The organism is Pseudoxanthomonas daejeonensis (genome assembly GCF_022637495.1).
In the GTDB taxonomy this organism is placed as follows: domain Bacteria; phylum Pseudomonadota; class Gammaproteobacteria; order Xanthomonadales; family Xanthomonadaceae; genus Pseudoxanthomonas; species Pseudoxanthomonas daejeonensis.
Genome location: NZ_CP093331.1, coordinates 1,963,481 through 1,989,438 on the forward strand (window position 1 = coordinate 1,963,481; position 25,958 = coordinate 1,989,438).

The 25,958-nt window shown below is 67.8% G+C and carries 33 protein-coding genes; 27 read left to right on the forward strand and 6 right to left on the reverse strand.

All coding sequences use genetic code 11. The annotated features are described in order from the left end of the window. Positions 1-37 precede the first annotated feature (37 nt). The 9 genes from MNQ95_RS08795 to MNQ95_RS15875 all read left to right on the forward strand — a co-directional run bounded on the left by MNQ95_RS08795 (position 38) and on the right by MNQ95_RS15875 (position 6,198). Positions 38-1,375 (forward strand): serine/threonine-protein kinase, encoded by a 1,338-nt coding sequence (locus MNQ95_RS08795; protein ID WP_241952627.1) that lies wholly within the window; start codon positions 38-40, stop codon positions 1,373-1,375. 299 nt (positions 1,376-1,674) lie between these two features. Further along, positions 1,675-2,283: a hypothetical protein gene (locus MNQ95_RS08800; RefSeq protein ID WP_241952628.1), complete on the forward strand. Its 609-nt coding sequence runs from the start codon at positions 1,675-1,677 to the stop codon at positions 2,281-2,283. A gap of 56 nt (positions 2,284-2,339) precedes the next feature. Further along, positions 2,340-2,768, forward strand: a complete 429-nt coding sequence (locus MNQ95_RS08805; RefSeq protein ID WP_241952629.1) for a hypothetical protein — start codon at positions 2,340-2,342, stop codon at positions 2,766-2,768. A 160-nt stretch (positions 2,769-2,928) separates the two neighbouring features. Then, the gene (locus MNQ95_RS08810; RefSeq protein WP_241952630.1) at positions 2,929-3,636 is read left to right on the forward strand and encodes a hypothetical protein; all 708 of its coding nucleotides are present in this window, start codon (positions 2,929-2,931) and stop codon (positions 3,634-3,636) included. Positions 3,637-3,729: 93 nt separating this feature from the next. Further along, complete coding sequence (locus tag MNQ95_RS08815; protein ID WP_241952631.1) at positions 3,730-4,404, forward strand: hypothetical protein; 675 nt, start codon at positions 3,730-3,732, stop codon at positions 4,402-4,404. A 98-nt stretch (positions 4,405-4,502) separates the two neighbouring features. Continuing rightward, a complete protein-coding gene (locus MNQ95_RS08820; protein ID WP_241952632.1) occupies positions 4,503-5,135 on the forward strand; it encodes a M23 family metallopeptidase in 633 nt (210 codons plus the stop codon). A 112-nt stretch (positions 5,136-5,247) separates the two neighbouring features. Further along, entirely contained in the window at positions 5,248-5,514 is a 267-nt protein-coding gene (locus tag MNQ95_RS08825; protein ID WP_241952633.1) for a hypothetical protein, read from the forward strand. A 48-nt stretch (positions 5,515-5,562) separates the two neighbouring features. Continuing rightward, a complete protein-coding gene (locus MNQ95_RS08830) occupies positions 5,563-5,742 on the forward strand; it encodes a hypothetical protein (RefSeq protein WP_241952634.1) in 180 nt (59 codons plus the stop codon). 81 nt (positions 5,743-5,823) lie between these two features. Further along, the gene (locus MNQ95_RS15875) at positions 5,824-6,198 is read left to right on the forward strand and encodes a hypothetical protein (protein WP_425605660.1); all 375 of its coding nucleotides are present in this window, start codon (positions 5,824-5,826) and stop codon (positions 6,196-6,198) included. On the opposite strand, the gene MNQ95_RS08835 is transcribed toward MNQ95_RS15875, so the two are convergent. Together MNQ95_RS08835 and MNQ95_RS08840 are read right to left on the reverse strand one after the other, a co-directional pair. Next, on the reverse strand, positions 6,089-6,670 hold the full coding sequence (locus tag MNQ95_RS08835; RefSeq protein ID WP_162411367.1) for an SCE4755 family polysaccharide monooxygenase-like protein: 582 nt from the start codon (positions 6,668-6,670) through the stop codon (positions 6,089-6,091). The genes MNQ95_RS15875 and MNQ95_RS08835 overlap by 110 nt on opposite strands. 148 nt (positions 6,671-6,818) lie before the next feature. Further along, entirely contained in the window at positions 6,819-7,946 is a 1,128-nt protein-coding gene (locus MNQ95_RS08840; RefSeq protein WP_241952635.1) for an alpha/beta hydrolase, read from the reverse strand. Positions 7,947-8,133: 187 nt separating this feature from the next. On the opposite strand from MNQ95_RS08840, the gene MNQ95_RS08845 reads away from it, so the two are divergent. The 12 genes from MNQ95_RS08845 (at position 8,134) to MNQ95_RS08900 (ending at position 17,912) form a co-directional block, all read left to right on the forward strand. Then, positions 8,134-8,487 (forward strand): FKBP-type peptidyl-prolyl cis-trans isomerase, encoded by a 354-nt coding sequence (locus MNQ95_RS08845; protein WP_162411369.1) that lies wholly within the window; start codon positions 8,134-8,136, stop codon positions 8,485-8,487. Between the two features lie 490 nt (positions 8,488-8,977). Further along, the gene (locus MNQ95_RS08850; RefSeq protein WP_241952636.1) at positions 8,978-9,238 is read left to right on the forward strand and encodes a hypothetical protein; all 261 of its coding nucleotides are present in this window, start codon (positions 8,978-8,980) and stop codon (positions 9,236-9,238) included. A 168-nt stretch (positions 9,239-9,406) separates the two neighbouring features. Continuing rightward, on the forward strand, positions 9,407-10,129 hold the full coding sequence (locus tag MNQ95_RS08855) for a hypothetical protein (RefSeq protein WP_241952637.1): 723 nt from the start codon (positions 9,407-9,409) through the stop codon (positions 10,127-10,129). 49 nt (positions 10,130-10,178) lie between these two features. Next, positions 10,179-10,715, forward strand: a complete 537-nt coding sequence (locus tag MNQ95_RS08860) for a hypothetical protein (RefSeq protein WP_241952638.1) — start codon at positions 10,179-10,181, stop codon at positions 10,713-10,715. 54 nt (positions 10,716-10,769) lie between these two features. Beyond that, positions 10,770-11,111 (forward strand): YciI family protein, encoded by a 342-nt coding sequence (locus tag MNQ95_RS08865; protein ID WP_241952639.1) that lies wholly within the window; start codon positions 10,770-10,772, stop codon positions 11,109-11,111. Positions 11,112-11,171: 60 nt separating this feature from the next. Continuing rightward, a complete protein-coding gene (locus MNQ95_RS08870) occupies positions 11,172-12,188 on the forward strand; it encodes an alpha/beta hydrolase (protein WP_241952640.1) in 1,017 nt (338 codons plus the stop codon). Positions 12,189-12,376: 188 nt separating this feature from the next. Then, the gene (locus MNQ95_RS08875) at positions 12,377-13,138 is read left to right on the forward strand and encodes a hypothetical protein (RefSeq protein ID WP_241952641.1); all 762 of its coding nucleotides are present in this window, start codon (positions 12,377-12,379) and stop codon (positions 13,136-13,138) included. Positions 13,139-13,369: 231 nt separating this feature from the next. Beyond that, the gene (locus tag MNQ95_RS08880) at positions 13,370-14,083 is read left to right on the forward strand and encodes a hypothetical protein (protein WP_241952642.1); all 714 of its coding nucleotides are present in this window, start codon (positions 13,370-13,372) and stop codon (positions 14,081-14,083) included. A gap of 86 nt (positions 14,084-14,169) precedes the next feature. Beyond that, positions 14,170-15,696 (forward strand): beta-N-acetylhexosaminidase, encoded by a 1,527-nt coding sequence (locus tag MNQ95_RS08885; protein WP_241952643.1) that lies wholly within the window; start codon positions 14,170-14,172, stop codon positions 15,694-15,696. A 203-nt stretch (positions 15,697-15,899) separates the two neighbouring features. Further along, on the forward strand, positions 15,900-16,322 hold the full coding sequence (locus MNQ95_RS08890; RefSeq protein ID WP_162411376.1) for a GNAT family N-acetyltransferase: 423 nt from the start codon (positions 15,900-15,902) through the stop codon (positions 16,320-16,322). A gap of 72 nt (positions 16,323-16,394) precedes the next feature. Beyond that, positions 16,395-16,832, forward strand: a complete 438-nt coding sequence (locus MNQ95_RS08895) for a nuclear transport factor 2 family protein (protein WP_162411377.1) — start codon at positions 16,395-16,397, stop codon at positions 16,830-16,832. 300 nt (positions 16,833-17,132) lie between these two features. Beyond that, positions 17,133-17,912: a hypothetical protein gene (locus tag MNQ95_RS08900; protein ID WP_162411378.1), complete on the forward strand. Its 780-nt coding sequence runs from the start codon at positions 17,133-17,135 to the stop codon at positions 17,910-17,912. Positions 17,913-18,012: 100 nt separating this feature from the next. On the opposite strand, the gene MNQ95_RS08905 is transcribed toward MNQ95_RS08900, so the two are convergent. Further along, positions 18,013-18,183, reverse strand: coding sequence for a hypothetical protein (locus MNQ95_RS08905; protein ID WP_162411379.1), 171 nt, complete (start codon positions 18,181-18,183; stop codon positions 18,013-18,015). Between the two features lie 138 nt (positions 18,184-18,321). Next, complete coding sequence (locus MNQ95_RS08910) at positions 18,322-19,428, reverse strand: catalase family protein (protein ID WP_241952644.1); 1,107 nt, start codon at positions 19,426-19,428, stop codon at positions 18,322-18,324. A 271-nt stretch (positions 19,429-19,699) separates the two neighbouring features. Between MNQ95_RS08910 and MNQ95_RS08915 the strand changes: the two genes are divergently transcribed. The 3 genes from MNQ95_RS08915 (at position 19,700) to MNQ95_RS08925 (ending at position 22,186) form a co-directional block, all read left to right on the forward strand. Next, the gene (locus MNQ95_RS08915; RefSeq protein WP_338423342.1) at positions 19,700-20,041 is read left to right on the forward strand and encodes a polyhydroxyalkanoate granule-associated phasin; all 342 of its coding nucleotides are present in this window, start codon (positions 19,700-19,702) and stop codon (positions 20,039-20,041) included. A gap of 222 nt (positions 20,042-20,263) precedes the next feature. Then, positions 20,264-21,514 (forward strand): MFS transporter, encoded by a 1,251-nt coding sequence (locus MNQ95_RS08920; RefSeq protein ID WP_241952645.1) that lies wholly within the window; start codon positions 20,264-20,266, stop codon positions 21,512-21,514. Between the two features lie 84 nt (positions 21,515-21,598). Next, positions 21,599-22,186, forward strand: a complete 588-nt coding sequence (locus MNQ95_RS08925; protein ID WP_241952646.1) for a hypothetical protein — start codon at positions 21,599-21,601, stop codon at positions 22,184-22,186. A 164-nt stretch (positions 22,187-22,350) separates the two neighbouring features. On the opposite strand, the gene MNQ95_RS08930 is transcribed toward MNQ95_RS08925, so the two are convergent. Beyond that, positions 22,351-22,839, reverse strand: coding sequence for a YehS family protein (locus tag MNQ95_RS08930; protein ID WP_241952647.1), 489 nt, complete (start codon positions 22,837-22,839; stop codon positions 22,351-22,353). Between the two features lie 205 nt (positions 22,840-23,044). Here MNQ95_RS08930 and MNQ95_RS08935 point away from each other — a divergent pair, with 205 nt between their 5' ends. After that, complete coding sequence (locus MNQ95_RS08935) at positions 23,045-23,500, forward strand: hypothetical protein (protein WP_162411384.1); 456 nt, start codon at positions 23,045-23,047, stop codon at positions 23,498-23,500. 66 nt (positions 23,501-23,566) lie between these two features. Beyond that, entirely contained in the window at positions 23,567-24,175 is a 609-nt protein-coding gene (locus MNQ95_RS08940; protein WP_162411385.1) for a hypothetical protein, read from the forward strand. A 48-nt stretch (positions 24,176-24,223) separates the two neighbouring features. Here the strand turns inward: MNQ95_RS08940 and MNQ95_RS08945 are convergent, their stop codons facing one another. Further along, positions 24,224-25,441, reverse strand: coding sequence for a phage tail sheath family protein (locus MNQ95_RS08945; protein WP_241952648.1), 1,218 nt, complete (start codon positions 25,439-25,441; stop codon positions 24,224-24,226). A 95-nt stretch (positions 25,442-25,536) separates the two neighbouring features. On the opposite strand from MNQ95_RS08945, the gene MNQ95_RS08950 reads away from it, so the two are divergent. After that, a complete protein-coding gene (locus MNQ95_RS08950) occupies positions 25,537-25,950 on the forward strand; it encodes a VOC family protein (protein WP_162411387.1) in 414 nt (137 codons plus the stop codon). Positions 25,951-25,958: the final 8 nt, after the last annotated feature.

The window sequence follows — 25,958 nt, forward strand, 5'->3', positions numbered from 1 at the left end:
GCCCTTTTTCTTACCGGACAGCTAGAGGTTAGGGGAAATGAGCGGGGCAGACTTTCAGACGCCGTTTCACAAGTACACGCCGATCCGCCAACTTGGCCAAGGTGGGTCCGGGCGGGTCTTCGAGGTGAGAGGAGATGACGGTCGCCTTCATGCATTGAAAGTGCTTGATGCCGGAGGAGTCACGGCAGAAAGAAAAGCTCGATTCAGGAATGAAATTGCCTTCTGTCAGCAGAATATCCATCCTGGGATTGTGCGCGTCACGGATGTCGGGTACGTCGAAGAGGAGGGGAAGGTCATCCCTTTCTATGTCATGCCTTTGTACCCAAGGACGCTTCGCTCCCTGATAGGAGAGGGGATCGATCCTAGGCGGGCTTTGAATCTCTTTATGCAGCTCGTGTCGGCAATGTCCGTAGCTCATGCTAAGGATGTTCTGCATCGTGATATCAAGCCGGAGAACATCTTGATCGACGAGATGGGAAATGCCGTGCTTGCCGACTTCGGGATAGCACGATTCTCGGAGATTGACGCAGCTACGCTGGTGGCGACGCGCGAAGGGTCGAGGCTAGCGAACTACATGTATGCCGCGCCTGAGCAACGAGTAGTGGGGAGTGAGATTGATCAGAAAGCCGACGTTTATGCCATCGGATTGATCGGGCACGAGATGCTAACCGGTCAAGTTCCTCTTGGCGAAGGCGCGAGGATGGTGTTAGACGCTGCGCCAAAGTTCTCCTTTATGGATTCAGTGCTGCAAAGGATGCGTCGTCAAGATCCCGAGGATAGGCCAACCTTAGGCGAGGTAGAGGAGCAGGTGCGTGCTCAGTTGTCGACAGACGACCAAGATGAGCCGATTACTGCTGAGGGTTCAAAAGACTCATTGGGGAGGCTCGGATCTCTCGCTGCCCGAGTCGCTGCTCGCCACGAGCATCAGCGCCTCAGAAGACAGTTCAACAGCTCAGATGCAGGCGTTTTTAGTGCTAGGAAATCATTTGACCTAGTGCGTGAACGAATACAGGAGCGTGTGGATGCTTTTGGAGGTGTGGCGTCCTTCGGCATACGGGCGGATGTTGTAAGTGGGGGGCACCTTGAGGTTAAAGCGGCTGATTTTAGCGGGGTTCCTGCATTTCGCGCCCAGTACGCAAACTCTCTCGATGGAGCTAAGGCGACGTTCACTGTGTGGGAGGGCGCGGCGGATCTTCCAGGGCGAATGTTTTTCGATAGACCAAAGAGAGTAAAGGAAGAAGTGTTTTTGCCCGACATAGATGAGTCAGGGGCTGTGGTGTGGAAGTCCGGAGAGGAAATTCTGAGCGAAAATGATCTTGCAGATCACATGCTTGCGCTGTTGCTAGAAGTGGTGGAGAAGCGTCTGGGCGGATGAGTCCGAGAGCGGACTCACGTTCACCTTCGGGCGGAAAAGGGGGCAGAGTGCACTTTTCTTCGGACTAACGGGGTCAGGTTCACTTCCACTCGGAAACGGCAGGGAAACGGGGGCGAAAGTGCACTTTCCTAGCTCCAAGTCGGATCTGCTTTCGCCGCAATCGGCGCATCGAGCAGCTTTGGGCTAGGGCCCTAGGTGGAAACAGGGGTCAGAGTGCACTTTCCGACATGTCCGGCCGAACAAGGTCGGCGTGCATTTGCGGACTCAGTACGGTAACGGGCGAGACCTAGGGGTGAGTCTTGAAGAAGACGTTTGAGAGTCAGTTGGTCGAGTACCTCGTCGATCAGTACTTCGCGGGCGATCGTGCCGATTTTGCAGACCGGTCCGGCTATTACAGAGGGCAGGTGGATGCCTGGATTTCGGGCAGAACGAAGCCGCAGAAGGCGACGATGCGTTGGTTGATGTCGTCAACAATTGCGCCGGAGTTCCGCGTTGCCGCCGAGTTCAGGCCCGTTGACTTCGACAGCGCATCCGATATCAGTGGCGTCTTACGTGATGTGTTGGGAACACACAAGACCCACTCGGGTGTTTACGCGTTCTACGATTCGATGTGTTCGGTGGTTTATGTGGGAAAGGCCAGCAACGGATTCCTTGGCGAGATGTATCAACAGCTCAAGGCGCCCTTGGGAATCTCTTTTCCAAAAGCGGTGAAGGGTGCGCCGACCCGTCGATGGCAGGTGGTGCGCTACGTTTCAGCCTACGAGATCCCATCGGTTGACCATCTTGACTACCCGAAGCACGTTGAATCGTTGGTGCTTAGGCTATCCAAGCCCATCGGCAACAAGGTCCTGGGCTCGCTGCAGCGATCCTCTCCGCCCAAAGATCATGGGAAAGTAAGGGATAGGTAGTCCAAGAACGAGATCAGGTTCATTTCCGATTCTGCTTGCTCTTGGAGTTTATTTATATGGCTGACGCGCCATCGCAACTCTCCAGCCGTGAGGAGCTGATGCTGCTGTACCAAATAACGGTCAGCGATCTCACTTATTTCAAGAGCCAGCAGTGGTCACTCACTAATTACGCCTTCTTATTGTTGGCTGGCTTGATCGGTGTCGATCAGCTGATTGGCCCCTCCATCACCATCTTCGAGCGGTCCCTTCTGGTGTTCTTGGCGTTCTCCATTGCAGCGGCTGGGATCACTGTTCTGTCAAAGCTTCAGAGATCAATCGAAGTGCGCCAGGCGCGGCTGGGGGCCGCTCGCAATTCTCTTAGCTCTGCATTCATTGCGGCGTGGTCGGCAGAGGTCAAGGGTCGCGAGTATCTGCATTCCATTTGGTTCTTGCGTGCCGCAATAGTTGCGGGCGCTGCAATTGTTTGTTGGGTCGTTCTGAGGTGAATAGGTAACGAGTCGGAAACAAAGATCAGACAAGAACGGGGTCAGGTTCACTTCTGGAAGTGAGGACGGGGACAGCACTATGCGGGCTTGGATGTATCTCTTCTTCGTCACGAATCCGCCTTCGGGAAATGAGCCTGGCCTGATAAGTCGCAATCGATGGATGGCGCGGATTGTCGTGGCGATGCTGGGCATGGCGCTCACGCTGGTCGCGCATGCGACTCCTCTATTGCCTGCGGCAGACGCTGCGCCGGAGAGCGACGTCCACGCACGGACCGTGGTCTTCATCGGCCAGAAACTTTCCATCGAGCCGCTGCCCGATCCCTGCGCCGAGAAGGCCCAGCAGTCCGGCGTGCTGGACTGCATCTCCATGGACAGCCTGTACCGCGCGACCTATCGCGTGGTGCAACCGGTGGTCGGCGGAAGGGCGGGCGAGGCGATGACGTTCTCGGTGGCCGACCACTACGGCTTTCCCTACTTCGCCCACTTCGCCCACGCGCTGCTGTTCGTGGAAGTCGGCAAGGACGGGGCCTGGCTGCACAAGTACCAGGCCATCCCGATGTTCCGCACCGCCGACGTCCAATGGGCCGCATGCGGTGACATGGACTATCGCAGCGACCAAAAGCCACTTGTCGCACAGGCGCGTCCGATGGCATTCGCCGAGCCCATCCTGGCCGTCGGCACTCTGGACGCGGATGCCCGGGAGCGACTGGCCTCCCGCTGGAAGCAGGCACCCGATACCTATCGGGTAACCCGCGGGGAGCTGCATTGCCTCAAGGGTGTCCCGGTCGGGGAGGCCTACGAGCTCGTGCGCCAGGGCGTCATGGACGCGCGCGAGGTGCCATTGCCTGCGTGGCCAGCGGGAACCTGATGCTGTCGAACGCATCGACCATGACAGGGTCGGGTTCACTCCCTGTCTGCGAAGCGGGTCGTTGAGTAGAGAGCGCGCGATAGGGAGAGCAGCATGGATATGGAACACAGACCACCACTGACCTTCGCCGTCCTGGAAGCAAAGATCGAAGCATTGCCCGAGGGGCCGATCTCGGCGCTCAACACGCCGCGTTGGGCCCGGCATCTCGCGTTGGCCGGCGTGATCGGGATGATTGCCGCCTTCGTGCCTTCGCTTCTGGTGAAGTGGCTGCCGCCACAACCCTGGATGGTCTTGCTTGCCCAGGCAGGCCTCGTGGTGACGGTTGCAGGCTTCCTGCCCGGTTTACTGCGCAACCTGTGGGTGCTGGTACAGGATATCCGCCACCATCGCGCCGGTTTGATCGCGCAGTTCGACCATGACGTTGACCAGTTCAAGGCTCTCGCGACTTGGCTTGCCGGCTACCCGCGCGAGACGCTGGAATCCAGCCTGCGCTATGCGCGCATGGGCCATGAACGCCTGCATTCGCGACTGGGCATGCTGCTGGGCGGGATCGACCGGCTCGGCTTGCTGCCTGTCCTGATCTCCCTGTTCGTACTCCTGCGCAACTGGCAGGACCTGTTGCACCTGCCGGGCTGGCTGGCGGTCCTGGGCCTGTTGGCCCCGTTCCTGTGGCTGATCGCCTGGCTCGGCGCGGAGTTCAGCCGTCGCCTCCAGCTGTATGCCTTCCTGCTCGACGAGGCGCTGCGGGCCGAGGGTCCGGCGGACTGATCGCAAAAGTGCAGGCCAGGCAAGTGGAGACGGGCACGTTGATCGGGACCGGGGTCAGGGCGCACCTTCGGAGGCTGCAATCGACAGGGATTGAAGCGATGACCTACCGCAGGCGCGGCATGCAGGGATGGGTGGCACTGGCGTTCGCGCTGTTCACAGCGCCCCTTGCGGTTGCGGCCGCCCAAGCGGCGACGCAGGAGGACGCGTCGGCGGCGGAGTTGCCCGGCCAGTTCCTCGCACATCCCCTGTTCGCCTCGTCCTATGCCTGCTCCGAGCACGCCTGGGGCGAGCTGCCCTACCTGGGCGACGACCTCGGGCAGGACTGCGTGCCGCAGGAGTTCGTCGACGAGGGCGGCCGGGCCTTCATGAAGTCCTACCGCACCGACGGGCTGGCCAATGTCGACTGGTTCGGCTGGAACCAGCCGGTGCTGTCGCCGTGCGACTGCACGGTGCTGAAGATCAGCCTCAATGCCGTCGACAACGTGCCGGGCGTGCTCGGCAAGCCGCCCGCGTCGCTGATCCTGCTCGAGGCGGCCGACGGAACGAAGGTCGTGCTGGCGCACATCCAGTCGCCGGGTGTGGAGGAAGGCCAGCGCGTGGCGGCCGGCGAGGCCATCGCCCGGGTCGGCAACAATGGCTATTCGCGCAACCCGCACATCCATGTCGGCGCCTGGCGCGAGAAGAAGGCGCTGCAGATCCGCTGGGACCAGCGCCATATTCCCATTCTGTAGGAACGCAGTGCTGGCCCGGGCGGCGTGCATGTTCGCCAGGCACAGGCCGCTCCGCCAGAATGACTACACAACCCGATAGTCAGACAACCTCGATCACTGCGAAGGACGCACGATGAAAGCTTTCTCCCGGGTCATGCTGGTGCTGATGGTGGTGTTCAGCGTCGTCCATGCGATCGACTTCATCGCCTATGGACAGAAGCTGCAGAGCGCACTGGCGTGCGTCGGCTTCGGCCTGATGGCCTACGGCGCATGGCGTAATCCGTGGAACCAGGCGACCGCCGCCGGCGCCGGGGTGCGCAACTGGACCGCCCAGGTGCTCAGCACGATCGGTATCGTCCTGGTCCTGGTTTCGTTCGTGCTGCGGTACGTTGCCGCCTAGGGACCCGCTTCCAGCTGCCGCGAACGCGGCAGCCACCAAGGAGACGCCATGTACTTCGTCGAGATCACCCTGTTCGTCGCTGGCCTGGTGCTGTTGTTCACCGGCTACCGCAAGAACCATCGCAACCTGCTGCTGTGCGCGGCGATCACGTTGTTCCTGTCCGCCGGGCTTGGCTCGATGGTGGACGGATTCAGCGAGGGCTACCGGGAGTCGCGCGCGTCCCACTGAGCGCGCGGCAGCTCGACGGAGCAAACTTCTCCATCGCCGGAGCTTTTTTCCCGGACCGCCGAGCTCAGAACTCCGACGTCGATGAAAATTTCACCGACGCCGCAGCTTTTTGCTCCGGCCGCCGAGCTCCGGGCTCCGACGTTGATGAAATTTTGTCCGACGTCGGAGCTTTTTTCTCCGACCGCCGAGCCCGCAGCTCCGACGATGGTGAAAATTTGTCCGACGCCCGAGCTTTTTGCTCCGCGTGTGAGGCAAAAAGCCCCGATTCTGTGGATAACCCGGGCGTGCGGGCCGTTCCACACGACGCCCGGGCAAGGTTCCACGAGTTCCGGAGAACGCGTCCCCTTTACCGCGCCGCCTGCAGCCGCAGGTCGATGCACTGGTAGTACAGGTCGTCGGCGTCCTCGGCGGACGGGTCGTACGGCGACTTGGCCAGCTCGGTCATCACCTGGATGATCTGCAGCGTGCAGTTCTCGCATTCCACGTCCGGCAGTTTGACCTGCGCCGAGTAGCGCTTGCCGTGCGGGCTGTCGTCGTGCCGGCCGAAGTCGTCGACCAGGACGGTTTCGTTGTTGTAGAAATCGCCGTCGCCGCAGTTCGGTTCGCCTGCGGCGCAGGCGCGGCCGGCGGGGGCGATGCTCGCCGGATTGCGGAAGTCGTCGTGGCCATCGCGGTCGAAGGCGATGCGGTAATAGCCCGGATGCCCGACGTACTCGATCCACGACACGTCGATCGTCTGGCCCGGCGCGTAGGCATGGACGTTCTCGCCGCGCTCGCTGTCCGGGCGTCCGCACGGTGCGTTCTTGATTTCGCCCGGTCCATGGCGGGACACATGGGTGTCGCCCATGTCCACGGCGAAGTGGGCATGGGCGCTGCCGGCGCACAGGCCGAACGCGACCAGCAGGCAGGCGGAAAGGCGCAGGTGCATGGACGGTTCCTTGGGTGGGGGTGCGATCCGGACATTACACAGCGGGCGACACGAGGGGAACGGGGCTGGCCATCCCCGGCGAGCAGGGAGCGGGGTGAACGGCAGGCCCGTCCGGGCTTTCGCCTGCGGACGGCCGTGCCGCGTGTCGTCACTCGGAGCGCACGCGCCCGGCCTGCTGCTGCGCCAGCGGCCTTGCCCGCTGCACCAGCGTCAGCAGCAGCTTGCCCGGCTCTTCGGCGAAGATCTCGTGGGCGGAGTTCTCGAACCACTCGAAGTGCTTGTACGGCGCGTCCACCGTGTCGAACCACTCCTGCGCGACGTAGGGATTGACGCTGCGGTCGTGGCGGCCTGCAAGCACGATCAGCGGGCAGCCGAGCCGGGTCTGCGCGCTCATGTCCACGCCGATGACGTCGCTGAAGAGGAACTCCTGCGAGAACCCGTTTCCGTCGTAGGCCCGCGCGGCCTCGTCGTCGGAGTACTCGGGCGAAAGGCGAACGGCGATGCCGTCGACCTGGCGTTCGCGGTAGGCCATGACGCCGCCGAAATGGTCCGACCAGCGCCGTTCCAGCGCGATGTCCGCCAGCGGGATCGCCGCGCCGGCCTGGGCATAGGGGGCGATGGATTCCAGGTCGGCGATGGCCTGCCGGTTCCCGGTCCGGCGCGCCTGCGCCAGCGCATGCGCGTACCCGCGCCGTTCGCTTTCCGGGCTGTCGATCGCCTGGCCCATGCCGATGTAGGCATGCAGCCACTCGGGGCGGCGCAGGGCGAACTGCAGCCCCACGTAGCTGCCCCACGAGGTGCCCAGCAGGAAGACCTTCTCCTGCGCGAACTCGCTGCGCAGCCACGCGACCAGTTCCTCGGTGTCGTCGACGAAACGCCCCGGGGTCATGGTCGGGCCTACCGTGGCGGGGTCGTTGGCCAGGTGGGTCTTGCCGGCGCCGCGCTGGTCCCAGTGGACGACGGTGAAGTACTCCTCCAGCGGACGCGTGGCCCACCAGGCGATGCCGGACGTGGGGAAGCCCGGTCCGCCGTGGATGACCAGCAGCACCGGGTTGCCGCGGTCCTGGCCACGGATGCTGACGAACTGGTCGATGCCACCGACCGGCACGTACTCGTACCGCTCCACGCCTGCGGGCGCCACGATCCGCCGCAGTTCGCGGATGACCTCGACCGCCTCGGCGCGGCTCGCCGGCCTGGCCGGTTCGGCGGCAGGCGCGAGCGCCGGCGCCAGCAGGGCGATGAGTGCAGCGGCGAGTGCGGCGTGGATCCGGGTCATGGTGCGTGTCCTTCAGCGATCAACGGGTAAGGGGAATGGGTCAGGGTTGAGTGGGGAAAGGGTAAGCGGGAACGGGGTGGGGCCAGGTGCAGGGCACCGCGTCGATGATGTCCTGCATTCCCCGCGGGCCGTCCACGCTGCGCGACGCTAGACTGGGCGCCCTTCCACGCATCCACGAGGATCGCCCATGGCTTTCACCACCACCGCTTCCGGCCTGCAGTACGAAGACACCGTCGTGGGCACCGGCGCCGAAGCCGCGCCCGGCCGCAACGTCACCGTGCATTACACCGGCTGGCTCTACGAGGGCGGCGCGCAGGGCGCCAAGTTCGATTCCAGCAAGGACCGCGACGAGCCCTTCATCTTCCCGCTCGGCGGCGGCATGGTCATCAAGGGCTGGGACGAAGGCGTGCAGGGCATGAAGGTCGGCGGCACCCGCGTGCTGGTGATCCCGTCGACCCTCGGCTACGGCGCACGCGGCGCCGGCGGCGTGATTCCGCCCAATGCCACGCTCAAGTTCGAAGTGGAGCTGCTGGGAACCTGAGGCCGGAACAGGAAGATCGGTTCCAGGCAGGAAGTGCCTCCGGACATCCCGACCTGATCCTGCTTGCGATCAAGCGTGCTTTCACGGAGTCACTCGTGCACGCGAATCGCACCGACCGAGATCGCCGGTGCGGACGTGAAGCCCGAGTGCTACCGCTTCGGCGTGCCCGGAAGGTCAACGGCGGCACCTGAGCGACACTGGATCGATTCCGCCATGCTTGCCCTCGCAGGGGGGCCGGGTGCCTGGGCGGCCGCAAGGCACGTTCGGGGCGCGGAAATGGATTGGCAGGCAGATGGGGTATCCGATGCGCGGGCATGTTGTTCTGGCGGTTCTTCTCCTGGCGGGATCCGGGTCTGCAGCGCGTGCCGTCGAACCGGCAGGGCAGCCCGGCGCCTACGGCATTTCCCCGAAAAATCCGGTCGAGGTGTGTCGTCCGGATGGCGCGCGACGCTACCTCGAAGGACTCCTGTGCCCGACGGGTGAGCGCGCCGTGTTCACGCGCCTGGGCAGCATGGATCCGCGGACGCCGCTGCCCGCCGACATGACGCAAGCCGAAGTGGTGGAGATGATCCAGGACAGCCTCCAGGCGAAACCGCTGGTCCCGGGCGAACCGGACTACCACGTGCTGGACGGTTACGAGATCGAGTGCGGTGGTACCGGCAAGACGGTGCTTTACCTGGATGCGTACCACTGCAGTACGCCCGGGCCCGGACAGGCCCCGGCCGGCTTTCGCATCGCACCACAGGGCTGACCGGAGGCCCGGCCGGGTCCCGGCAGCCAGCCGCGGAAGCGGGTACGCTCTGCCCGCCAGCCGCAGGTATCGAGGGGAACGACGATGCCCGCGTCCGGCGACAGGGATGCAGGGTGTTCGGGGTGCGACTTCCGGCGCGCGACCGCGCCATCGACCAGGAGCAACGCCATGAGGTGCCTCTTCGTTGTCGTAGGGTTCGTGCTGTCGCTGTACTGCGCCGCGGCGCAGGCCAATCCGCTGAAGGAACTGGTGTCTTCGCGCGGCACCTCCACGATCAAGTACGAACGTGCCGTCGGCAAGCGCGCCGAGTTCGCGCAGTTGTCCGCCGACGGCCCGGCGGCCGGGGTGGCGGTGACGGTGGTGGATGACGGCGGTACCGGCGCCGGCGAGAAGGTCGCCGCTGCCTATCTCGAAGGGCTGCGCAAGGTGCTGCCGCAGTCCGGTCCGTTGAGCGCCGTGGACGGCACCTCGCCGCAGTTCGTGGCGCGCATCGCCCTGTCCGCACACGAGGGCCGGGCCGGCGAGGCGACGAAGCTGATCGTGGGCGCCCAGGGCACCACCTGCATGCAGGTGAGCAAGGACAAGATGCAGTGCCAGGAGATCGGCCCCGCACCCAACGCGATGGGCAAGACCGCGGCCACCTGGATCAACCCGGAACTGACCGTGATGATCCGCCTGTACCGGTTCGATCCCCGGGACAGTTCGGTGGCGCCGGTGGTGGTGTTCGAAGACCTGTATTCGCTGTCCTACGTCCAGACCGAATGCACCGATCCGGGCGCGGCCGCGGCCGCGGTGGCGCGCCTGCTCGGTGAGACGGCCCTGTCCAGCCGCGCGGTCAACATCGACTTCCCCACTACCCCGCGCGCACTGGGCTGCAACGCCAAATCCTGACCGGCGGGGGTGCGGGCAGGCACGCGGGAAAACCGATGAAGGAAGCTCCATGAGGTCGAACGTCGTGCTGTGCCTGGCCGCGCTGCTGCTCCCGGGTGCAGCGCTGGCCTGTGATCCCGCGGGCGCTTACGGCATCGCGTTCGGCGACAAGCCCGGCCGCGATGCGCGCAAGCAGCCGGGCAGCGGCAAGGCCACGGCCTGGTACCAGGTCACGCCGCCGCAGCCCGACGCGCGCTTCGATCGCTACCTGGTGCGCACCGACGTGGGCACCGGCACGATCTACCAGGTCGATGCGATCAGGACCGTCATTCCGATCGAGCGCTCCGAGGGCCTCACCGCCGGGGAGCGCGCGGCCGGCGTGCAGCAGGCCGAGGCGTTCGCGCAGGACTACTTCGCATCGCTGCCGCCCGATATCCAGTCGCGGCTGGTCGACGAATACGGCACCTCGCACTGGGAAGGCGCGATTGCCGACGGCACATGGATGACAGTGGACGTCAGTTTTTCCTGGGACGTCACCGTGTCGTGCCGCGACCTGGCCGGCGAACGGGTGATGGGAGAAAGGGTGCTGCCGGAAATGTTCAGGTAGCGCGTCCGATCCAGGCAACAGTGGAACCAGAACCCGTTCAACAGCGAGGACGCCATGGCCAAATACCTGATCTCCTTCCCCAGCGCGGCGATGGTCGCGCGCGGCGACGAACTGGAGGCTGCGGGCCGCGACTCGCGCGCGGTGATCGAGGCGGCGAAGGCCGCCGGGGTGTACGTGTTCGCCGGCGGCCTCGACGAATCCGTGCGGCCGGTGCTGGTCTCGGCGGACGGGACGACCCGCGAAGGCGGCTATCCGCGGGGGCCGTCGCTCGATGGCGGCTTCACCGTGCTGGAACTGCCCACGCGCGAGGACGCCATCTCCTGGGCCGCGCGCATCGCCAAGGCCTGCCGCTGCGCGCAGGAGCTGCGGGTGTTCATGTTCGACCCGGCGTCCTGACGGCCGCGTGCACACCGTCGACCGAACAGTGCGCAACACCACGCAGGAAGAAGGACCGATATGGCACGAAGCACCTGCATTTCGCCGCTGGCCTGGATGCGGGTCACCCTGGTGGCTATCGCGTTGTGCATGGCCGACGTCGCCGCCCAGCCGGGCGCCAGGCAGCCCGGCGACTATCCGCTGACCGCCGACTCGCGGGTCCAGGCCGGCGTGCCGCATGGCCGGCTTGAGGGGCCGTTCGAGTTCCACAGCCGCGTCTTCGCCGGCACCGTGCGCCGCTACTGGATCTACGTGCCGGTGCAGTACGACGGCCGCCAGCCGGCGAGCCTGCTGGTGTTCCAGGATGGCCAGCGCGCGACCAATCCGCAGGGCTCGCTGCGCGTGCAGAACGTGCTGGACAACCTGATCCACCGCGGCGAGATCCCGGTGACCATCGGACTGTTCATCACCCCCGGCAACCGCTCCGCGCACTATCCCGACGACCTGGGCATGTCCAACCCGGACCATCGCGCAGAAGAGTACGACGCGCTCGACGACCGCTATGCGCGCATACTCGTCGAGGAGATGCTGCCGCTGCTCGGCGCCCGCTTCCGGCTCGCCGACGATCCGGCGCAGCGGGCGATCGGCGGCACCAGCAGCGGGGCCATCTGCGCGTTCACCGTCGCCTGGCATCGGCCCGACGTGTTCGGCAAGGTCATCAGCATGATCGGCAGCTACACCTCGATCGGTTACCGGCCCGCGCAGGACGGCAAACCCCTCGTGCCTGGTGGCGACCTGTATCCGGGACTGGTGCGCAAGAGTCCGATCCGGCCGCTGCGGATCTTCCTGCAGGACGGTGCGAACGACCTCGACAACGAGCACGGCCACTGGTTCCTGGCCAACCAGCAGATGCTCGCCGCGCTGCACTGGGCCAACGTCCATGCGGACAGCGAAGGTGATCGCGGCCCGCGCTACGACGTCGCCCATGCCTGGGGCGACGGCGGCCACTCCGACGCGCATGGTGGCGCGCTGCTGCCGGACATCCTGCGCTGGCTGTGGCGGGATGGGCCGACCGCCGTGGAGCCGCCCGCAGGCTGAGGCCGTCGCGTCCGGGATACCGCGTCCGGCCGATGCGCGCACCACCCCTGCCATGCACGCTGCGTCGCCCGCCGCTGTCCGGACCGGCCGCGGGCCGCACCGGGATCGCACCGGCGCGCTGGCAGTCACCGCGCGCTTTAGGCGGATGCCCTGATGCCGCAGTGGCGCGGTCGATCGGGAACACGCAGATGAAGACGCAGGTCATGTGGGGGCTGGCGATGCTGTCGCTGGCCACGGCTACCGGTGCCTGGGCCCAGGACGCCATCGTCGGCGAGAAGGGAACGGCCGCGGACGAGGGCATCGTCGGCGAGAAGCGACCGGCCAATGAGCAAGGCTTCATCGGCGACAAGACCCAGCGTGGCAATGCCGTCGTGGGCGAGAAGGGGCGCGCCACGCAGAGCGGCGCCACATCGGTCCCGATGCTGTTGCCGGAGGCCAGCCGGCTGCTGCGGCAACCGACGACGGCGGTGCGCTATCGGTCGCCCGCAGTGAAGTTGCAGCAGCTGCCCGCCGAGGTCAGGACCACGCAGTTGCAGACCAGCGACCTGGGCACGCCGTTCCGGATCGAGCCGGCAAGCCCGCGCGGCACCGATCGGCAGTGGTATGCCAGCCAGATCTCAAGCCTTACCAGCGCGATGGACGTGATGGAACTGGTCAGCAGCGGTGGCCGCAATGGCGGCGGCTTCGGCGTGGCGTTCCCTGTGCAGGCCGGCTACCGCTACCTGGTCGACTGCGCGATGGCGCGTGCCACCGATTTCGAGTTCAGCCATTCCGGCCTGGGCCCGGTCTGGAGCGCGGGCCGCGTCACCGCCAACGACGGGATCGTGACCCTGGTGTCCGCGCCGGTGACCGGCGCTGGACGGGCGCGGGTGGAGTTCGAGGCGCTCAGTGCACCGGGTGCGACCTGGCAGTGGCGCGGCTGCGAGATCACGCCACTGCGGGTGCGTTGAGGGGGCGGGGCCGGCGCGGCAGCGCGGACTTCGCGCTGCCCGCCGCGCCACGTTGCGCAATCCTGTCGATCCGCAGGCCGAAGGTGTCGGCGATGCGGAAGGCCAGCCGCGGAGCCGCCCGTGCGGCGAAATCCCGGCTGAACGGGACGGCGGTTTGCCAACCAATGGCAGGGTGGAAGCGCCGCGGCTCGCCTCTAGCCTGAGCGTCACTTCCGACGGATGGCCGCCTTCATGCGCACGACTGCCCTTGCTGCGACTGCCTTGCTGCTGGTCGCCCCGCTGTCGGCCTGCACCCCCGCGCAGCTGCGCATGCCCGAAGGCTTCGGCGCGGACACGGTGGCGTACGAGGTGAGCGGGCATTCGCCGCGGCGGTTCAACGAGCCGGTGCGCTTCGGGCCCTACAGCGCGCTGGAAATGCAGGAAGGTTCGACCTTCGCCTGGGCGCTGCCGCTGCCGGGATTCGACGTGGGCCGCACGCGCAAGCCGTACGCCTACACACTGGTGGCGCGCGACCTGCCGCCGGTGCAGGTGCAGTGCCTGACGCGTGCGTGGACGGCCGGCGCCGGACGCGAATCGCGACGCGCCACCGTCGACCTGACCCCGCTGTCCGGGCCCCTGCTGGCCTGTGGCCTGCAGCTGGATGGCGAGGCGGCGCAACCGCTGGAGGTCGCCCGCGAGGGCCGCCACCTGCAGGGGCGGCTGCTGGCGCCGTGGGGCCACGAGTACGCCGTGCGCGGCTTGAACGGCTACGAGGGAACGCCGATCACCGCGACCGAACCGACCGGCTACGCCATCGTCGATGGCGCCACCACGCTGGCCGTGGTCGACGTGCTCAACGGCGGCCGCGTGCACCTGGCGCGCACGCTCGACGACGAGCAGCGCGTGTACTTCGCCGCCACCGCGGCCGCGCTGCTGCTGCTCGATCCGGCGCTCGGCGAGGGCTGAGGGCGAAAGGACCGGGGCATGGTGCGGGTGCGGAAGTGGATCGCTGCCACTATCCTGACCCGGTCCTTTCCAGGTGCCGCCCAACGATGAAGTTGCCGATCGCGTCCAAGGTCCTGCTCGCCTGCCTGCTCGCCTTTGCCATCGCCGGCTGCAGCAAGGCGCCACCGGAGGCCACCGCTGAAGCCGCGGCCCCGCTGGCGCAGATCGTGCCGTTGCCGCAGTCGGTGGAGATGAAGTCCGGCGCGTTGGAGTTCTCCGATGCGGTGGCGCTGGATCTGCCGGTCACCGCACCCAACGCACGACGCGCACTGGAAGAGCTGCTGGCCGGCCTGGGCATCAGGCAGGACGATGCGGCGCCGGTGCGCATCCGCCTGCAGCAGGTGGACGAACCGGCGCTGGGCGCCGAAGGCTACCGGCTGGTGGTGGGCGAGGGCATCGACCTGGTCGCCAACAACGACACCGGCCTGCTGCATGCGGTGCAGAGCCTGCGCCAGCTGCTGCCCGCGCAGGCGCAACCCGGATACCGGCTGCCACGCATGGCGGTCACCGATGCGCCGGCGTACCCGTGGCGCGGCGTGTCGCTGGACGTGGCCCGCAGCTTCCTGCCGGTGGCGTACCTGGAAAAGCACATCGACCGCATGGCGATGTTCAAGATGAACCGGCTGCACCTGCACCTGACCGACGACCAGGGCTGGCGCATGGAGATCAAGCGCTATCCGAAGCTGGTGGAGATCGGCGGTGCCAGCGCGGTCAAGGGCGGGCGCAGCGGCTGGTACACGCAGGACCAGCTGCGCCACCTGGTCGCCTACGCGCAGGCGCGCGGCATCACCATCGTGCCGGAGATCGACATGCCCGGCCACGTGCAGGCTTTGCTGGCTTCGTACAACGAGCTGGCCTGCGACGACGAGGACAACCTGTCGACCTACGACGGCCTGGAAGTGGGCTTCAGCGTGCTGTGCCTGGATAAACCCGAGGTGGTCTATCCGTTCGTGCGCAATGTGCTGGAGGAAGTGCTGGCGGTGTTCCCGTCGCAGGAGATCCACATCGGCGGCGACGAGATCAAGCACCCACTGTATGCCGAGTTCGTCGGCCGCACCGCGGCGATGGTGCAGGAGATGGGGCGCACGCCGATCGCGTGGGAAGAGGGTTCGGTGGCCGACACCACTCCCGAGGTGATGCTGCAGCTGTGGAACGACGGCTACGCCATCGACGCGGCGGTGGAGAAGGGCCACCCGCTGATCCTGTCGCCGTGCACGTACTTCTACGTGGACCACGGCAACTACGCCGGCCAGCCGCAGACCTACGACTGGTGCCGCAAGGAAGGCGTGCCGATGGCGCGCATCTACAGTTTCGATCCCTCCAAGTTCAAGACCGCGGTGGGCGTGGAAGCGGCGCTGTGGACCGAACTGGTCCACGACGATGCGGCCGCCGACAATCGGCTGTGGCCGCGACTGGCCGCCGTGTCCGAAGTGGCGTGGACGCCGGTCGCACGGCGCCACTACGCCGGCTTCGTCCAGCGCATGGGCGCGCTGCGCCCGCACCTGGACGCGCAGGGCATCGGTTACCACGCCGAACCGGACCTGGGCTGGGACAAGGCGCAAGGCGCACGCTGATCCGACCGTGCATTTCCCCGTCCGCACCGGCAGGGTTTACCTGCCGGCGTGCGGCGGATCACCAGGCCGCACGGCACCCCTCGATCTCCAGAGGCGCGCCTGCATCGGCGACGACCTCGCTTGAGGGCTCTTGCCGCCGCCCGGTATGACGGCCGCCGGATGGCCGGTCAGATCCAGTGCACCACCCACCGCCAGGAGCACCGATGCAGATCGCTTTCATCGAAGACGCCGCCGGCATCGACCGCAGTTTCGAGCTGATGTCGCGGTTGCGGCCGCGCCTGTCGCGCGAGGACTATCTCGCCGCGGTGCCGCGGCTGATGGCCACCAGCGGTTACCGGCTGGTGGGGCTGGAGGACGGGGGCCTGCGCGCGCTGGCCGGCATCCGCATCGGCGAGTGGCTGCACGGCGGCCGCTACCTGGAAATCGAGGAACTGGTCACCGCCGAGGCCGACCGTTCGCGCGGTTACGGCCACGCGCTGCTGGCCTGGATCGCCGCGTACGCACGCACGCAGGAGTGCCGCCAGCTGCGCCTGGTTTCCGGCGTGCAACGCAGCGACGCGCACCGCTTCTACGCGCGCGAAGGCATGGCCTGGGAAGCCAAATATTTTTCGATGGACCTGGCCTGACCCAAGCCATCGCCGGTCCGGCCGTCATTTCCATCCACTGATGCTTCGATCCATTGATGCAAGGAGTCGTCCATGTCCTTCCTGGCCCTCGTTCTCGCCGCCGCATCGACCGCTGCCGCGCCTGTCGCGATCGAACCTGCCACCCGTGCCGCGCTCGAGGCGACCTGCCTGGACTATGTCGACGGCCAGCTCGAGGGTGATCCGGCGCGCGTGGCGCGCGCGCTGCATCCGGACCTGGCCAAGCGGCGCGTGCTCGGCGAAACGCCCGACGAACGCCTGGGCCTGCGCCGGATGGGCAGGGAGGAGCTGGTCGAACTGACCCGGCAGGGCGCGCTGAAGACGCCGCGGGAACAATGGAACCGCAGTTGCACCGTGCTCGACGTCGCTGGCGATGCGGCGGTGGTGCGCGCCGAGACGCCGTGGTTCGTGGACTTCTTCCACGTGGGCCGTTTCGGCGAGCGCTGGATCATCGTCAACGCGCTCTGGTACCAGAAGCCGCGCGACAAGTGACCGGCCACCCTGGCAGCGCCGCGTCGATGTCGCCCGCCCTGCCGGAACGCATCGCCAGGAACGCCTGATCGGGCGTGCTCGACGCCGGCCTGCGCCGCGGCCGAGGCGGCGGACACGGCTCCGCCCTGCACATCGTGCAACCGAACCCCAAGCCGCGCTGAACCGCTTTCCTTCCTTTGCAACCGACCGCCGACGTGCGACGCGCGTTTCACGTGCTGCCGTCCACGTTGTCCGCACCTGCACGCTGCAGGGCACCCGGACACGGGCGACTCGACAGAAAACGACAGAAGGAAATGCATCGTGGACAACAACAAGAATGAAACCCGCGACCTCAATCGCGATCCGATCAGTGGCACGCCGGGCTCGCATCCGGTCGGCGTCGGCGTGGGTGGCGTGGGCGGGGCGGCGGCGGGCATGGTGGTCGGCGCGCTGGCCGGGCCGCTGGGCATGCTCATCGGCGGCGGCATCGGCACGCTGGTCGGCGCGGCCGCCGGCAAGGGCGTGGCCGAGCGCATCGATCCCACCGGCGAAGAAGCGTTCTGGCGCGAGACCTATACCTCGCGTCCGTACCATGACGCGAACTTCGACTACGAGAACGACTACGCACCGGCCTACAGCTACGGCGTGGACGCGCGCAGCCGCATGACCGGGCGCCAGTGGGACGACAGCCTCGAGCGGGAGCTGGGCACCGGCTGGGGCCAGGTCCGCGGCCAGTCCAAGCTGGAATGGGACCACGCCCGCGACGCGGTGCGCGACGCCTGGGATCGCAGCGACCGCACCTATCGCGCCTACGATGCCAGCGACCGGCATTACGCCAGCCAGTTTGATGGGGTCGATTACCGCGACGGCGAAGCGTCCTACGAGGACTATCGCCCGGCGTACCGCTACGGCACCCAGGCCCGCGCCCGGTACGCGGACCGGCAGTGGGACGATCGCCTGGAGAGCGAGCTCGGCCAGGGCTGGGACAAGGTCAAGGGCAACTCGCGCCTGGGCTGGGAGAAGGCCAAGGCTGCGACCCGCGATGCCTGGCACGGCGTGGAGCGCGTGCTGCCCGGTGATGCCGACGGCGACGGCCGCTGAGTCGCGGCGACCTGGCGCGATGACGAAGAAGGCACCGTTCGCGGTGCCTTCTTTTTTGTCCGGGCGAGGGTGACCGCAGCGGGACGTGCCGGTGCCTCGGTCAGCGACTGCCCGGTACCTCGCCGAACGCCCACAGCACCATGCCCACGATCACCGCGCAGGCCAGGATCAGGCCGATCATCAGTCCCAGTGCCAGGCGCGGCGGCTTGTCTTCGGTGGGATGGCGCGCTTCGGGTGGCGCACCCAGGCGGGTGTCGTTTTCGGGGGCCATGGCTGTCTCCGGTGGGGTAGCGCGCGAGGACGCGGCGCGCGTCCGTCGATAGTGCGCCGCACCGGCGTCACGGGGGCGTGCAGCGCGCATGCGCGACCGGCGCAGGCACGCAGGCACGCATCCAAGCGCTGCACCCGCTCAGGCGGAGGCGTTCCATCCCTCGTCCGCGCGCGGTTCGCGCAGCGGGCAGTGGTTGAACCGGCTGCGGAACTCGCGCGAAGTCGCCATCACCACGCGGCGTGCACGGTTGAGCGCGCCCAGCGGGCGGTGCGCGGCCAGGGCATGCCACGGCGAGAACGCCAAGGCGTCCTCGGCATGTGGGCTGACGCTCGAATCCCAGGCCAGCTGCGAAGGCACGGACAGGCGTGCGACGGGTTGCCACGGACTGTCGGCCTCGTCCCATTCCACCGAGGCATCCTCGATCGGCATGCGCTCGAGGTCACGGCACAGCTGCGCCCGCAGGATCCATTCCACCGGTGCATCGAGGTGGTTGAAGAAGGTGCAGATCGCCTCGCGCTGCGCGTCCTCGTCCGGCTCCAGCGGCTGGCCACGCAGTGCGACCAGTGCCGGCGAGGCCGGTTCCAGCGAGAACTTGGCCATGTACGGTCCGAGGAGGAACGGCACCTGGGTGAAGTAGGTCTCGCCGAGGGGATGGTGCTGCGGTTCGCCACCCAGGCCGCGCAGGCGCGTGCCGTCGGCGCCGGCGGCCTCGAGCACCGCCTCCACGCCGCGCAGCGTGGCCGAGATGACTTCCTTGGTCCGCGGCATGCGCTCGGTGGTGGCGGCCAGCAGGCGTGCCGCGCGCAGGAAGCCGTCGAGGCCCGGGCTGGAGAACGTGGGTCCGTTGACCATCAGGAAATCCTGCGAGTGCTGCTCGCCGCCGCCGTCCACGCGTGGTCCGTCGACGCCCGACACCTTGATCGCCAGCGCGCGCGGCGTGGACACGGTGTCGGGCAACTGCTCGGCCGGGGGCGAGGACATCCGCACCAGCGCCGGATAGTTGGCCGGATACGCGAACAGGCCGTGGCTGAAATCCGGGGGCAACGCATCGAGCACCCGCAGGCGCGCGCGCAACAATGCATGGCCCTTCGCATGCACCGCACGGTGCGCATGCTGCTCGTGCCCGGCCACCGTCCGCGCCATGCCCTCGAACAGGCGCGCCAGTTCTTCGATGGTCCGGGCTTCCTCGCCGTCGGCATGTTCCAGGTCCGGCCGGTAGCGGACCGGAGGGAGGGGCTCGGCCATGGTCATCTCCTCGCGCATCTGACCGCCGAGCAGACACCGGTGGCGGTTAAGCCGACGCAAACGGAACCTGCATCCCGGGCCGGCCGCTGCGCGGACGCGATGCGTCGCATGCGGTGGCTGCGGGCGTTGGGCCCCTCGGCGCGCACGCCACGCGTGCCGGGCCCTCACGCGGCAGTGGGTCCTGCGACGCTGGGCTGGATCCGATTTCCCTCCGCAGGTGCCACGCATGGCCGGCAAACGCAGATCGCGCAGGACGTCCAGCGTGGGCCAGATGCTGGAACTGGGCATGGCCGCGCCGCAGGTGGTCGCCCATCGGCTGGCGCGGATGGCCGCCGCCGGGGCCGCGCCGTCGGCACGCGACCGCAAGGAGTTCGTCGGCATGGTCCTGGAGAAGCAGGCCGCCTTCGCCCAGGGCTGGACGGCGATGTGGATCGAGGGCTGGCTGGCGCAGCAGAAGTTCGCGCTGGCCTGGATGAGCGGCAAGCCCTGGACCTCGCGCGACACCGCGCGCGCAAGCGCCGCCCTGGAGCGCATCGCCACGCGCGGCATCGCGCCGGTGCATCGCAAGGCGGTAGCCAATGCACGGCGCCTGGCGCGCAGCCGGCAGGATTGATCGCGCGACTGCAGGCGACGGCGACAGGAGCGCCTGCCGCCCCAGTTCCCGGGCCGGAAACGGCGCGCCTCCGAGCCGGCCGGCGCCGGGCCGTCGGCGAGGTTCCCGACTGCGCCGTGGTTCCGGATGCCAGTGCGTCGACCGGGCCTGGGCCGCTGACGGCCTGTCGATTCCCCGGGTGCTGGCCCGTCATGGCAGTGACATCGCACGGAACCGCCACCCATGCCTGCTGCCCCCCCACCCGCCGCACCCGCCATGGACCGCAACTGGGCGCTGGTGGCCGCCGGCGCGGTGCTGGGCTGCGTCGGCGTTGGTGCACTGTTCTCGCTTGCGGTGCTGCTGCAGCCGATGGGCACGGACACCGGCTGGTCGCGCACGGGCCTGTCGGCGGCGATGACCCTGGCGTTCCTGGCCAGCGGCTTCGCCGGCTTCGGCTGGGGCGCGCTGAGCGATCGCATCGGGCCGCGCCCGGTGGTGACCGCAGGCGCGCTGCTGCTCGGCCTTGCGCTGGTGCTGGCCAGCCGCGCGACGACGTTGCTGCAGTTCCAGCTGGCGTTCGGCGGATTGTTGGGCGTGGCGGTCGCCAGCTTCTTCGCGCCGGTGATGGCGGCCACCGCGGCTGCGTTCGATCGCCGGCGCAACCTGGCCGTGTCATTGGTGTCGGCCGGTGTGGGCGTGGCGCCGATGACGATGTCGCCGCTGGTGGCGTGGCTGCTCGCGCATTACGGCTGGCGCGAAACCTTGCTTGTGATCGGCGTGCTGGCGTGGGCCCTGACCTTGCCGGCCACGTGGTTCGTGCGCACGGCGCCCATCGCGGGCGACGGCACCGCGGCCGCGGATGCACCGGCCGCGGGCATGACCCTGAGGCAGGCGCTGCGTTCGAAGGCATTCCTGGTGCTGGGCCTGGCGTTCTTCGCCTGCTGCGCCGCGCACTCCGGGCCGATCTTCCACACGGTGAGCTACGCGGTCGGCTGCGGGCTGTCGGTCACCACGGCGGTGACGATCTACAGCATGGAGGGCGCGGCCGGGCTCGGTGGGCGCCTGCTGTTCGGCGTGCTCGGCGACCGCTTCGGCGCCAAGCCCGTGCTGGTCGCCGGCCTGGCCACGCAGGCGGTGGCGGCGGTGTCCTACCTGGCGGTCAGCCAGGTCGGGGGCTTCTACGCGGTGGCGCTGGTGTTCGGCCTGGCCTACGGCGGCACGATGCCGCTGTACGCCTCGCTGGCGCGCGACGCGTTCCCGCCGCGCATCCTCGGCAGCGTCATCGGCGCGATGACGCTGCTGTCGGGCCTGGGCATGGCCCTGGGTCCGCTGCTGGGTGGCTGGCTGTTCGACCGCCATGGCAGCTACGCGTGGATGTACATCGGCGCGCTCATGCTGGGCCTGGCCGCCGCGGGGATCGTCTCCCAGTTTCCGGGCCGGCGTGCGGGGCGGGCGGGACCGGGCGGTCACGACCTCGGCCTGGCATCCGGCTAGCGGCGCGGGCGGCGTGCATTACCGCTTCGACGCGCCGATACGGTAGCGTTCCCGCACCGCATTCCGCGGTCCGGAGATTTCGCCATGCGCCTGATCGGTCCGACGTCCGTCCTTGTTATTGCACTGGTGGCGCTCGCCGCCTGCAGCAGCTCGCCTTCCTCGAAGTCCACCGCGCCGGTCACGCTCGCGTCGGAGCAGGTGACGCTCGAAGGTTCGATCACGCGCGTCGACCGTACCCAGCGCATGGTGACCATCCGCGGTGCCGACGGCGGCGAGGTGGACTTCTTCGCCGGCGAGCAGGTCCGCAACTTCGAACGGCTCCAGGTCGGTGACCGGGTCGCGCTCGACTACACCACCGCGGTTGCCCTGGAGATCCAGCCGGCCGGCAGCGCCGAGGTGGGGGCGACGGTCGAGCAGGGCCGGTCGGTGCCGGCGGCGGGCGCACGGCCGGGCGGCGCGGTATCGGAGACCGTCACCGTGGTGGCCGAGGTCGTCGCCGTCGATGCGGCGGCCAACACCGTCACCGTGCGCGGCCCGCGCGGCAACGTCGTGACCCTGGATGTGGTCCGCGAAGACCTGCGCGCCGGCTTGCGGCGGCTCAAGGCCGGCGACCTGTTGCGCGTGACCTTCAGCGAGGCGGTCGCGGTGGATATCCGTCCCCGTCCGCAATGACCGGCGGGGTGGTGCGTGCGGCCATGGAGGTCCTGGCGGCACGCACCATGCGCAGTGCGGCACCGGTCCGGATTCGGCGGCGGCGAAAGCGCGCCGGGCGGCAGCGGGGCTGAACCTCGCGATGCGCCGGTACTCGTCCGGCGCATCACCCGCGAGTGCTCAGCTCACTCGGCGGGAGCCGGCTCGCCGGTGCGGAAGCGCAGGGTCAGGCCCTTGAGGAAGTTGCGCAGGATCTGGTCGCCGCAGGGGCGGTAGTGCTTGTGCCCGGGCTGGCGGAACAGTGCGGTCAGTTCCGGCTTGGTGATCGGGAAGCCGGCGGCATTGAAGGTGTCGTGCATGTCCACGTCCTTCAGCTGGAAGGCCACGCGCAGCTTCTTCAGCACCAGGTTGTTGGTGATCCGGCCTTCGACCGGGCGCGGCGGCAGGCTCTCGTCGCGGCCGCGGTAGTAGACCACCAGCCCGTCGAGGAAGCGGGCCAGCAGGGCATCGCTGCATATCGCCGCGCCGTCCTCGTCCTCCTTTTTCACCAGCGCCGGGATGTCGGCCTTGTCGAGCGCGAACTCCGGGTCGGCCAGGTGCGTGACCTCCACGACCTTGGCGTCGCTGAAGTCCAGCATGTAACGGATGCTGCGGAGGACGTCGTTGTTGATCATCGCAAGGGCTCGGGGCGGCAGGCGTCCGGGGCGCGCAGTCTAGCGCCTGGCGGGGGCGCGGCGCGTCGCCGTGCTGCCCGCGGGAGCCCCGTGGGTCCATCGGGGGGATTACCACCAGCACATCGCTGGCCGCTGCATGCGGTGCTGTAATCGCCGTACAGGCCGGCCATCCGCCGGACCGTCAACCACGGGCAGGAGAGCGAAAATGAAGCATCCGAGGCGCGTGGTCTCCGGTACGCGGGCACTGCCGTGGCATGGCTGGATGGCCGGTGGCCTGCTGCTGCTGTTCGGCATCGCGGCTGCCTTCGACCATGGAATGAGCCTGGCGCTGGGCGAGGAGTTCTACCGCGCGTCCGGGATGAGCGAGGCGCAGGTCGGTTACTTCGCCGCGGTCCCGGCCTGGGCGATCGCGGGCTGGACGCTCTCGGTCTGGGGCGGACTGCTCGGGGCCGCGGCGCTGCTGCTGCGCCGGCGCCAGGCGGGATGGCTGTTCGCCGCCTCCCTGCTGGGCGGGCTGGTCTACATCCTGTACGTGCTGGTGCTCTCGGAAGGGCGCCAGGCGATGGGCGTGCTCTGGATGATGCCGCCGGTCATGGCGGCCATCACCGCGCTGATGGTGCGCTACTGCCAACGGCTGGTGCGTCGCGGCGTGCTGCGCTGAGGCAGCCCGTGGCCCGGCGCCGGCCCGGTCTACACTGCGTCCGTAGCGCAGCGGACGGGGAAAACCGTGAACGACCAGTTCCAGCACGTCATGGTGCTGATCTCGATCATCATCGGCCTGGCGATCACCCACCTGCTGTCGGGCGTGGTCGATGCGGTGGATCGCGCCAACGACGAGGACGATCCGGAGATCTACAGCCTGCTCGGCGCGCTCTGGGCGACCACCGTGTTCTTCTGGATGGTCAACTTCTGGTGGTTCCAGTTCCGGCTGCTGGCGATGGAGGGCGCATGGACGCTGTGGCGCTACCTTTTCATCATCCTGTACTCGGTGGCGCTCTACACCCTCGCGGTCATCCTGGTGCCGCGCAACTGGGATGCGATCAAGCGCTACACCGAGTACTTCATGCGCAACCGGCGCTGGTTCTTCGCCGCGCTGCTGCTGGCGAGCGTGGCCGACGTGGCCGATGCCTGGCTCAAGGGCGGATGGGATTACGTACTGGGCATGGGTCCATTCAACAACCTCGTGGCGGTGTTGACGGTTCCCGTGGTCGCCATCGGCATCGCGTCGAAGAAGATCCGCACGCAGACGGTCGTGGCGGCGATCTATTCGGTGCTGTTCCTGATCGCAGTGTTCGAGTACACGCCGGTGCTGGTTTCGCCCGGGCACACCATCTAGGCAGCCGTTCGAACCATGGATGCCGGCTGGACCGCCGGGGCAGCGGCGTCAGCCCATCGCCGTCTGCGGGGTGATCCGGAAGATCATGAACTCGGCGGGCTGGATCGCGGCCACGCCGACCAGGCACACCACGCGACCGTGGTCGAGATCGTCCTGGGTCATGGTGCTGCGGTCGCAGCGCACGAAGTACGCCTGCTCGGACCGCGTTCCGAGGAGCGCGCCATTGCGCCACTCGTTGTGGAGGAAGGCATCGATGGTCGTGCGCAGCTCCGCCCACAGCGGCTCGCCGTTGGGCTCGAGCGCCGCCCATCGCGTGCCGCGGTCGAGCGAGGCTTCCAGGTAATTGAAGTAGCGCCGCATCGGCACGTACTTCCACTCCGGATCGGAGGACAGCGTGCGTGCCCCCCAGACGCGATTGCCGCGTCCCGGGAACGTGCGCAGGCAGTTCACTCCTTCTGGATTGAGCAGGTCCTGTTGCGCGGCGGTGACCGGTGCGTCGAAGCGCAGGGCCGAGCGCACCACCTCGTTCGCCGGCGCCTTGTGCACGCCGCGCTGGACGTCGTTGCGCGCGAAGATGCCGCAGATGAAGCCGGCGGGCGGAAGCGCCAGCTCGGCGGGGATGTCGGCGCGGCGCGGCGAGGCGGCGGGATTGGCCACGACCACCCAAGGGTAGTACAGGGCGGCATGCTTCGAATCGAGCGTGCGACGCAGCGCGCGAACCGATGCGACGTCCAGCCCCGGCGGCGTTTCCAGTACCGCCATGCGCCAGGCGCGCGCGTGGCTGGCGTGGTCGATCTGCAGTTGCAGGACGCGGGCGGCGTTCCCGGCATCGCCCAGAGCCGTGGCACCGGGTGCGGCGAACGTGGACACGTCTTCCAGCGCGTCGATCGCCGCCAGTGCGTCCACGTAATCGGCGGCCTGAGGCGCGGGCCCATCGCCACCTCCGGACAGGCCGTCGCCCTGCGCTCGGCCGGCGGCCACGCGCGCGACATACAGCCGGACGCCACCTTCTTCGAAGTAGGCGCGCACTGCATGGGCCAGATAGTTCGGGACAACCCTGTCGCCGAACCGCAGGTCGGCGGCACTGCCATAGATGCGCTCGAACTCGGCGACGCTGGTGAGCAGTTCCGGCGCTTCGTTGCCGGCGACCGGCCCGCTGCGGGTCGGGCCGACGAAGGCGCAGGTGGTCGTGGAGACAGCCTGGATCGCGCGGCTGCGGTAGGCGGTCTCCTCGACATAGACGCCGGGGGCGAGGTATTCGGGCATGGCGCCGTCCTGTGGCCAGCAAAGTCCGGTGTATACACGGGATTGCGTGTGAACAGGAGACACGGACCGGTTCGCGGTCGCTCCAGGGAGGAGAAATGGGCATCAGCTGCCACCTGTCGTTCGATGGCGAATGCGCGGTGGCGTTCCGCCGCTACCAGCGCATCCTCGGTGGCGAGTTCACCACGCTGTTGACCTACGGCGAGTCGCCGCTGGCGCGCCAGGTCCCACGCGAATGGCAGTCGCGGATCCTGCACGCCACGCTCATGGTCGACGACCAGGAGCTGCTGGGCTCCGACGCGTTTCCCGGCACCTACGTGAAATTGCAGGGTTTCTCGGTCACCTTGCACGTACCCGTGCACGAGGCCGCGCGCGTGTTCGTGTCGCTTTCGGAAGGCGGCAGCATCCGCATGCCGTTCGAGCCGACGTTCTGGTCGCCGGGCTTTGGGATGCTGGTCGACCGTTACGGCATCCCGTGGGAAATCAACGGCGAGCGCGTGCACCGCGCGTAGTCAATTCG

Excerpts from the sequence above, each read along its gene's own strand:
- MNQ95_RS08815 (WP_241952631.1), top strand. The coding sequence starts at position 3,730 with ATGGATATGGAACACAGACCACCACTGACCTTCGCCGTCCTGGAAGCA.
- MNQ95_RS08915 (WP_338423342.1), top strand. The coding sequence starts at position 19,700 with ATGCTGGAACTGGGCATGGCCGCGCCGCAGGTGGTCGCCCATCGGCTG.
- MNQ95_RS08910 (WP_241952644.1), bottom strand. The coding sequence starts at position 19,428 with ATGGCCGAGCCCCTCCCTCCGGTCCGCTACCGGCCGGACCTGGAACAT.
- MNQ95_RS08945 (WP_241952648.1), bottom strand. The coding sequence starts at position 25,441 with ATGCCCGAATACCTCGCCCCCGGCGTCTATGTCGAGGAGACCGCCTAC.
- MNQ95_RS08855 (WP_241952637.1), top strand. The coding sequence starts at position 9,407 with ATGAGGTGCCTCTTCGTTGTCGTAGGGTTCGTGCTGTCGCTGTACTGC.
- MNQ95_RS08845 (WP_162411369.1), top strand. The coding sequence starts at position 8,134 with ATGGCTTTCACCACCACCGCTTCCGGCCTGCAGTACGAAGACACCGTC.
- MNQ95_RS08830 (WP_241952634.1), top strand. The coding sequence starts at position 5,563 with ATGTACTTCGTCGAGATCACCCTGTTCGTCGCTGGCCTGGTGCTGTTG.
- MNQ95_RS08795 (WP_241952627.1), top strand. The coding sequence starts at position 38 with ATGAGCGGGGCAGACTTTCAGACGCCGTTTCACAAGTACACGCCGATC.
- MNQ95_RS08860 (WP_241952638.1), top strand. The coding sequence starts at position 10,179 with ATGAGGTCGAACGTCGTGCTGTGCCTGGCCGCGCTGCTGCTCCCGGGT.
- MNQ95_RS08920 (WP_241952645.1), top strand. The coding sequence starts at position 20,264 with ATGCCTGCTGCCCCCCCACCCGCCGCACCCGCCATGGACCGCAACTGG.
- MNQ95_RS08935 (WP_162411384.1), top strand. The coding sequence starts at position 23,045 with ATGAAGCATCCGAGGCGCGTGGTCTCCGGTACGCGGGCACTGCCGTGG.
- MNQ95_RS08835 (WP_162411367.1), bottom strand. The coding sequence starts at position 6,670 with ATGCACCTGCGCCTTTCCGCCTGCCTGCTGGTCGCGTTCGGCCTGTGC.
- MNQ95_RS08890 (WP_162411376.1), top strand. The coding sequence starts at position 15,900 with ATGCAGATCGCTTTCATCGAAGACGCCGCCGGCATCGACCGCAGTTTC.
- MNQ95_RS08925 (WP_241952646.1), top strand. The coding sequence starts at position 21,599 with ATGCGCCTGATCGGTCCGACGTCCGTCCTTGTTATTGCACTGGTGGCG.
- MNQ95_RS08810 (WP_241952630.1), top strand. The coding sequence starts at position 2,929 with ATGGCGCGGATTGTCGTGGCGATGCTGGGCATGGCGCTCACGCTGGTC.
- MNQ95_RS08895 (WP_162411377.1), top strand. The coding sequence starts at position 16,395 with ATGTCCTTCCTGGCCCTCGTTCTCGCCGCCGCATCGACCGCTGCCGCG.
- MNQ95_RS08930 (WP_241952647.1), bottom strand. The coding sequence starts at position 22,839 with ATGATCAACAACGACGTCCTCCGCAGCATCCGTTACATGCTGGACTTC.
- MNQ95_RS08840 (WP_241952635.1), bottom strand. The coding sequence starts at position 7,946 with ATGACCCGGATCCACGCCGCACTCGCCGCTGCACTCATCGCCCTGCTG.
- MNQ95_RS08905 (WP_162411379.1), bottom strand. The coding sequence starts at position 18,183 with ATGGCCCCCGAAAACGACACCCGCCTGGGTGCGCCACCCGAAGCGCGC.
- MNQ95_RS08805 (WP_241952629.1), top strand. The coding sequence starts at position 2,340 with ATGGCTGACGCGCCATCGCAACTCTCCAGCCGTGAGGAGCTGATGCTG.
- MNQ95_RS08870 (WP_241952640.1), top strand. The coding sequence starts at position 11,172 with ATGGCACGAAGCACCTGCATTTCGCCGCTGGCCTGGATGCGGGTCACC.
- MNQ95_RS08875 (WP_241952641.1), top strand. The coding sequence starts at position 12,377 with ATGAAGACGCAGGTCATGTGGGGGCTGGCGATGCTGTCGCTGGCCACG.
- MNQ95_RS08885 (WP_241952643.1), top strand. The coding sequence starts at position 14,170 with ATGAAGTTGCCGATCGCGTCCAAGGTCCTGCTCGCCTGCCTGCTCGCC.
- MNQ95_RS08880 (WP_241952642.1), top strand. The coding sequence starts at position 13,370 with ATGCGCACGACTGCCCTTGCTGCGACTGCCTTGCTGCTGGTCGCCCCG.
- MNQ95_RS08865 (WP_241952639.1), top strand. The coding sequence starts at position 10,770 with ATGGCCAAATACCTGATCTCCTTCCCCAGCGCGGCGATGGTCGCGCGC.
- MNQ95_RS08950 (WP_162411387.1), top strand. The coding sequence starts at position 25,537 with ATGGGCATCAGCTGCCACCTGTCGTTCGATGGCGAATGCGCGGTGGCG.
- MNQ95_RS15875 (WP_425605660.1), top strand. The coding sequence starts at position 5,824 with ATGAAAATTTCACCGACGCCGCAGCTTTTTGCTCCGGCCGCCGAGCTC.
- MNQ95_RS08825 (WP_241952633.1), top strand. The coding sequence starts at position 5,248 with ATGAAAGCTTTCTCCCGGGTCATGCTGGTGCTGATGGTGGTGTTCAGC.
- MNQ95_RS08820 (WP_241952632.1), top strand. The coding sequence starts at position 4,503 with ATGACCTACCGCAGGCGCGGCATGCAGGGATGGGTGGCACTGGCGTTC.